The sequence below is a fragment of the Paramuribaculum intestinale genome (genome assembly GCF_003024925.1).
Taxonomy (GTDB): domain Bacteria; phylum Bacteroidota; class Bacteroidia; order Bacteroidales; family Muribaculaceae; genus Paramuribaculum; species Paramuribaculum intestinale.
This window is the reverse complement of record NZ_PUED01000236.1, coordinates 1-3,093: the sequence shown is the minus strand read 5'-3', so window position 1 is coordinate 3,093 and position 3,093 is coordinate 1. Positions and strand designations below refer to the sequence as shown.

The following is a 3,093-nucleotide window of genomic DNA, read 5'->3' as shown; positions in this document are numbered from 1 at the left end:
CGATTAAACTGCAGACAGCCGGACACAAGAAAAGGCGCTCAAACTGAACGCCTTAATACTTATCTATACTTATAGTTGCCTATCTTTAATTGCCGGTCATTTGCCGATGCAGAAACAGTTAAAGCATTTATTTACAATGATGTACGAGTCTAAACCGTACAAGAGCCGTACAAGTGGCTCCAGCGGGGTGTTTCTGCTGTCGGTCTGCGGACTCGAAAACATGCGCGGCACCTATTCCGGACATGCGGTCGTTGACCTTATGCGAAGTTAATAAAATTTCAGCAGACAGCCAACTGATTTGCTATCTTTAACGCTGTTAATCATATGATTGTTGTATCTACGGGATAGGGTAATGGACGTCTTCGTACTCCTCAACGATATTTGAGACCTTCAACAATTCAATCAAGTTGGGGGCATCATCAGGAGTGTCTTCTGTCACCAATGGCAGCAGTTCGACAATTCGGCTGAGTGCCGCCTCATATTCTTCTTTTGTTATTTTCATGCAGGGAGACTTGGCTTATTAGAAAAATGTCTTGACCGCGAAAAGGAATTGTTTATCGCGACAAAGTTAATAAAAATACGAGAGTAATCGCGACATTATGGCGTAATCTTACCCCCTACGCTCCCGCATTTGGCGTGATTCAATGGTTTGTGTCCCTTGATCTCTTCGGTAAAGGGTATGCCATGGCGGATGCGATACTGAGAATATAGGTCGTTGAATTGCAATGTGTCCTGCTCTGTGGTCGTGAATTGTTCGCCTGTATCTTCGCAGACGAAGTAGCGGACGTGAACACGAAAATTCTCACCCCGGAATTCCACATCTTCCATCGTGCATACTTCCTTAACTTTCCCTCCAGTGAAAGGGCTTCTCATATTGACATACTTTTCCATTAAATGTAGCTTTATTCGTTGGCGTATTCGTAATACATATCCCAAAGAGTATCGGGAAATCCATAGCCACAACATTCTACCGACTCTATCATCCTCTTTATTCTTGGCGCAAATTCGGTCAATAGACCATTTTGCACTATGAATTTGACTGCCTTGTTGAAATTGTTTTCCAATGCGGTGTAGAATGGTTCTTCGTAATCTCCGAATTGAGCGGTAAGGCTGCACCCCTGTTCTACATAGTATAGCATGAGGTCGGCTATGGCATGAGGGTCGGGAACAAGTTTCTTGAAAGCGGTGATGAGTTTGTTGCATTCTCTGAAACTCGGATCCTTCGGATAATCATTCCGTCCGTAGAATTGGCTACGGATGGCTTTTTTATATTTCTCCAACTCTGCATCGCTGTTCGGTTCAAGATAGAATTCCAACCATGCATTGGCCTCCTTGCTTGCACCATACAGTTCAAGCATTATATCGACTACCTGTTCTTTTGTGAGCGACAGTAGATGTTTCTTCAGTTTTGCTTTTGACATAGTGTTTTAATGGTTATAACAAGTCACTATTGGGGGATGTTACTTTGCCGACGATGTTACTCGGAGATGCGGGTGAAGCGGCTGATGCGTTCGTTGACGATGCGGATGTAGTTGCGCTTCATCTTTTCGGAGAGGTAGCTACGGTCAATCAGTTGTCTGGCATCATCGGGGAGAGTCATAGAGCGGTCAAGGATTTTGTTGGCTCGTTTGCTGACCAATCCGATTTTAGCCGCGAATCTCTCGAAGTCGAGTCTGCAAGGATGGCCGGTGCGGTCATAAACATCGCTCTTCTCAATATCGGGCGACAGGCCGCCGTCAAGACCGAGGTCATCGCCATCTACATGTAGGCTCGTGTTCAAAAGGTCATACGCCGGAGCAAGTCTGTAATCCTGCCCATCAAGAATCAACGAGAAGTTTTTAAAATGCGCGTCACCATTGGCGTAGATGTAGTTGAACACGACAAGCGTGAAAAACCGCTCCATATCTACCATCCATGCGGCGACATTGCTACGGATTGCCTTTGCAATATCCTCATAACTGCCATTGTATTTGAACTGTGTTCCGATCACCTGCTCATTCTTACCTACCAACGAAGCGAAATCTTCCATTGGTGTTTTATTGTCATCGGGCAAAATGTCGAATCGTCGTGTGATGTATACAGCTTGACCATCGGGTGTGAAACATAAACCGTTACTTGCCGTCATAATCCCGTAGACCTGCGAGGCAATCTGCATGGTCAGATGCTCGTTTGCCGGAATCTGTTTGCGCTCGCGCAAAGTCTTATCCCACGGAGCCGGTTTCAGAATATGGGTGGAGCGTTCTCCATCCTGTGCAATGCGAATCTTCCCATTCTCAATTATAGCCGGAAACTTTTCTTGCACACCGGACACGGATATTCGGTGCATCGCCTCGACAATCTCACCGACATTACGGAATTCATCAATGTTGAAATTCAGCATCGGAGAAATTCTGTTGGCACCAAACAACAGCTTGGAGGCCTTTGGACTGTATGTATCAAATCCCTCTTGAAGAGAGGATGGGCAATTCTTTATATCAATCATGTCTTGAAGTTCTAATATTAATAGCACCAATGAAATCCGTGTCAGCCATAGCCGACAGAATCCCGAAAAAATCCTTCTCGTCAATTCGGAGCGTCCGGCAAATCACTCCTCGGTTTGCTCCTTCCGGAATCATATTGGAGAAAAAGGGAAATAGCGAATCAGATTCAAAAGCACCCTCTTGCTTTGGTAAGGTTGCCGAAATTGGAGGCAAGTCCGAAGAAAGATATTCCAGCTCATACTTGAACGTATAATCGGCTCCCGGATTTAATTCCGTCAGCACTCCGGCCTTGGTCTCATTATAATAAACATCTAAAGTTCTCATACCTCAATCCGAATTAAATGGTTTTACGCACCCTGTACTCAATCTCGATGCCAAGCACATCCAGAATTTTCTTGATGGTGCTTAGCGACGGATTCCCTTGACCACGCTCTATATCCTTGACAGTGGCCACACCGACCTGCGCCATCTCAGCCAGATCTTGCTGAGTCAGCGAAAGCACCTCGCGCCTCTCCTTCATCAAATCTTTCAGCTCCATAGTCTAATATACTATACTTTTCTGCAAAGATAATCATAAAACCATAAGTAACCAAATAAAAGTATGGAATAATAT

5 protein-coding genes are annotated in these 3,093 nt (G+C 44.9%); all 5 read right to left on the bottom strand.

Annotated features, from left to right (window positions below; all coding sequences use genetic code 11):
- Positions 1-337: 337 nt before the first annotated feature.
- The 5 genes from C5O24_RS14125 to C5O24_RS12080 all read right to left on the bottom strand — a co-directional run bounded on the left by C5O24_RS14125 (position 338) and on the right by C5O24_RS12080 (position 3,000).
- Positions 338-502 (bottom strand): hypothetical protein, encoded by a 165-nt coding sequence (locus C5O24_RS14125; protein ID WP_161553902.1) that lies wholly within the window; start codon positions 500-502, stop codon positions 338-340.
- Positions 503-902: 400 nt separating this feature from the next.
- Complete coding sequence (locus C5O24_RS12095) at positions 903-1,421, bottom strand: DUF6155 family protein (RefSeq protein WP_107036508.1); 519 nt, start codon at positions 1,419-1,421, stop codon at positions 903-905.
- 56 nt (positions 1,422-1,477) lie between these two features.
- Positions 1,478-2,482: a HipA domain-containing protein gene (locus tag C5O24_RS12090; RefSeq protein WP_107036507.1), complete on the bottom strand. Its 1,005-nt coding sequence runs from the start codon at positions 2,480-2,482 to the stop codon at positions 1,478-1,480.
- Positions 2,475-2,804 carry a HipA N-terminal domain-containing protein gene (locus tag C5O24_RS12085; RefSeq protein ID WP_107036506.1) on the bottom strand — a complete coding sequence of 110 codons (330 nt, stop codon included), beginning with the start codon at positions 2,802-2,804 and terminating at the stop codon, positions 2,475-2,477. Before C5O24_RS12085 ends, C5O24_RS12090 begins: the two co-directional genes overlap by 8 nt.
- A 13-nt stretch (positions 2,805-2,817) precedes the next feature.
- A complete protein-coding gene (locus C5O24_RS12080) occupies positions 2,818-3,000 on the bottom strand; it encodes a helix-turn-helix transcriptional regulator (RefSeq protein ID WP_237613043.1) in 183 nt (60 codons plus the stop codon).
- Positions 3,001-3,093 lie beyond the last annotated feature (93 nt).